Raw genomic sequence first — 4,025 nt, 5'->3', positions numbered from 1 at the left:
CCGGTCAGCGTATTGTCTCCATCGTTGCCGATGAGCGTATTGGGCCGGTTATTGCCGGTACCGTCGATTGCGTTGGTTCCGGTCAGGGTCAGGTGTTCCACATTAATAGTAGAACTGAGCGAGAATGTCACTGAACTCTGAACCGTATCGATGCCTTGATTGGTTTGTTCAGTAACGGTATCGGAGGCGGAATCGACGATATACAAATCATTGCCTATGCCTCCCACCAGTGTATCGTTACCGCCCTGACCATCCAGGGTATCGTTACCTTCCAGGCCGACCAATGTGTTATTGAGGCTGTTGCCAGTCAGAATATTGTCAAAACTGTTACCGGTTCCGGTCAACGCCGCTCCGACCAGCGTCAGATTCTCAATATTGACCGTAGTGCCCAGCGCGAAATTCACCGAACTTTGAATCGTGTCATTACCTTGGCCGGCAAATTCAACAATAATGTCAGTCGTGCTATCGACTATATAGGTATCATCACCAGTACCGCCAATCAGCGTATCCACCCCCAGCAGACCGTTCAATGTGTCATTACCGGCCAGGCCGAGAAGGGTGTCATTATTATCGGTACCGACTAGATTATCATCACCGATGGTGCCGATAATGGCGATTCTGTCGGTGAACTGCAGCCGCTCGATATTGCGCAAAGTATCGGAGCCATCGTCAAGACCGCCACCGCCGCCTCCACCAGGAGGATTAACATGATCAACAAAGATAGTACCATTGGAATCCGCAGTCACCACATAATTGGCGAATACATCACGATACACGGCGGTATCTATGCCGGTATTAGTGGTCAGAATCTCGCGCACAATGACCAGTTGATCCGGACTATAAGTGCCGACCTGCATCGCATTACGCAATGCTGGCGTCATGTTGGGGAAGCTTGCAATTTGCGTGGCAGGGTTGTCCGGATTGGTGCGAACGCTGATTCGAACATTCAGCCAGGCATCGCCATCGATAATGTCATTACCCCCGCGACCTTCAATCAAGTCACTACCGCCACCGCCGATCAAAATATTGCCTGCACTGAAGCTGGTCGCTCCATTCAGTAACGCACTCAACCCGCTGATCATGCCAATGCGTTCAGCAGCCGTATGTGTGCCATTGAGTTGATTAACGTTATCCAGTGCATTGTTCTGTCCGGTGTTCGGATCAATCAGCTCCAACTCGACACTGGTTTTGTTGTCGCCCCGTATAATGTCGTTGTGATCCCATCCCGATGCCGCTTCGACCAGATCAAAACGATCCGCAGTATCCACAAAGGGGCCTGGAACCAGCAGTCTGGCCAGATCAACATCTGCAGGCACGGTGCTGCCCACATTGTGGGTCCAGTCAAATCCGCTGCCGCCGTCGTTTTTATCCGCACCGGCCAGACCTCTCATCATGTCATCGCCGCCTTCACCAATGAATTCATCCAGGCCGCCGCTACCCACAAATACATCATTGCCACGAATGGGATCACGATTGAACGGATCAAAATTATCACCGGTGGAGCCATCGGCCGTTCCGGTTTGAATCCAGTCATCGCCCTCATTACCCTGCATGACTTCATTCGGGGCATTACCAAAAATGAAATCGTTGCCCGGGCCGCCAAAAACCTCCGAAATGTCGTTGCCCGTCACGATAAAGTCGTGGCCCGCACCGCCCAGAATCAAATTGAAGCCGGCACCGCCATTGATGTAATCATGACCATCGCCACCCTTGATGTTGTCGTCTCCGGAAGAATCAGTAATGCGATCATTACCGTCGCCGCCGTTAATCGAATCGTTGCCGGCACCCCCTTCGATGCGGTCATCGCCGCCATCGCCCCAGATCGTATCGTCACCTGCGCCGGCTCGTAATCGATCATTATTTTCCGTACCGCCCATCACGATATGTTCCTGACCCGTATAACGGATGGTGTTTGGACCGAGTGAGGTGTCACGGATCAGCAAATTTGTTTCATTATAAGGAGTATCAGGATCATTGATGATCGGTCCACTGGCATTCTGCGCACCGGCTTCAAAGATGTACGTCGGGGTGGAGAAAACATCAAAAGGCAAATGCTTCACATTCGGCAGATTGCGCATGATCATTTCGGCAAATGAGTTTTCTTCCAATTGCGTCAGGAAATCCAATCCAGCGGTACGCGCCAGATAGTAGAAACGATCGCCATTCTGTAAGTTTTCCAGTTGTGTTTCGAATACATAATTAAATGTCGAACCTAATAAACCGCCAAATGGCGCTTGTTGCTCAGCCATGCCGCCAATCCAGAAATCAACGCTGTCCAATCCGGAATTCGCGGTGGTATAACCGCCTTCGCTGTTCATGAAATTAGCACGATCTCCCGGCGCTCCCGGACCTCCGTTGACCAGCAAATCTGCGGCGGCACGCTTGTCTTCCATGGTGGTTGCGCTGTTAATAGTCGGATGATTGCCGTAAGCCGCAATAAAATTGGTGAGCGATTCCGGATGTCTGATATCCAGACCAAAATCGGCCCAACTGTCGTACGGTCTCAATGCGGGGTGGCCGACATCGTCAAAAAACATGCGCCGCGCATCGTTCAATCCCGGAATACCGGTATCGCGTCCCCGCGTGAGATTGATCGCCGGCAGATCAAGAGGAAGCCCCAAAAGATTATTACGCAAAGCTTCGGTGACAAATTCGTCAATTTCATTGCCGACTTGTTTGGTCATGCCCCTGACGACCGCAGCAGCCGCTTCGGAATTGTTCGCGTAGTCAGCACCGAATTCGACCGGATTCAAAAATGCCTGAATCAATCCGATATCATTGTGATTGCCATTCGCGTTAATCCTTTCCACTTTTTCGGTCAACATCGAATGACCAAAACGGTAAACCACATGCGCAAACTCAGCCATGATGGCAGAATCAATAGTGCTGTCATAACCGATAAAAACATCCACATTCGGCTGCACCTTGCGGGCAAATTCTTCAAACACCAAGTGCTGATACTGCATTTCGGTAGCAAACTTAGCCGCTCCGAATAAACGTTCACCATCCCATGCCCCATTCGGCAACTTCCATTGCGCAATAAATGCAGCATCCCCGCTGTTGGCAACCAGATTCTTAACAAAATCGACCGTGCGGTTATGCTCGGCATGAAAAACGGTATGCACCGTGGTCAGACCGATGTTTTCATTGCCACGGCCATCGCCGGTGATGAAATGCGCATCCAGTAATTCATCATCGTATTGGCCGGGAGCAATTGGCCCGTTATTGATAATCGAATCAGCATCCGCTGTTTTCATGGTGCCGTTGGTATTCCGCGGCACGGCATTATGAGCGATATCGTCCAGAAACGCATGACCGGTACGCACCGTATTACCCGGAATATTTACACCGAGTCCGCCATTCGCTGTAGGATCTCCTTGAACCAATCCACTTGCGGTGACGATTTGTACAAAACCATTGGAGCCGGGAATAAATTTGCCGTAGGTGTCCGTCGCAAGCAACGGCAGATTGGTTAAGTCAACATCAGTCAGGTTGATTCCCAATTTGCTATGCGCTTGCGCCTTGGTATCCGCCCAGGTAGCCAGGCCATCGCCAGTCGCGCTGTTTTCAAGCAATTTTCCTGTTGATACGGGCTTACCCGCACCATTCAATTGATATTCACGCAAAAAGACTTGATGCGACGGATGGGATGTATAAGTTTGATTCTGGTCAACGAAAGGCGTGGTCTGATTGACATGTTCGTGTACATCGTCAGCGGTGCCCATGACGCCATCGGGGCCGGGTTGATTGGTTGCGCGCGTAAGCGCCATGAACCGTAAATGCGCCGGCAAATCATCAAGACTTTCATCAACAGCGGGTGTTGATGGGTCATCGCCGAGTATTCCATCCGGGCCGGTCACCAGGGGATCGTCATCCTGTAGCGGAATAAAAATGGTTCCGCTTTGGCCCTTATTGACGAGATCCAATCCGTGATCAAAAAACTGGCCAAAAAAAGTAAACCACGAATTGAACGGAGCCGACAAGCCGGCATCCGGCGTCACATTGGGTATAAAGTAGGTTTGGAA

General features: G+C 50.9%; 1 protein-coding gene. It reads right to left on the bottom strand.

All coding sequences use genetic code 11. The annotated features are described in order from the left end of the window. On the bottom strand, positions 1-4,025 hold a 4,025-nt coding region (locus tag C7H79_RS16530; protein WP_197714666.1), incomplete at both ends, for a peroxidase family protein.

The organism is Nitrosomonas supralitoralis (genome assembly GCF_003011925.2).
Classification (GTDB): domain Bacteria; phylum Pseudomonadota; class Gammaproteobacteria; order Burkholderiales; family Nitrosomonadaceae; genus Nitrosomonas; species Nitrosomonas supralitoralis.
This window is presented reverse-complemented; position numbering and strand designations above follow the sequence as displayed.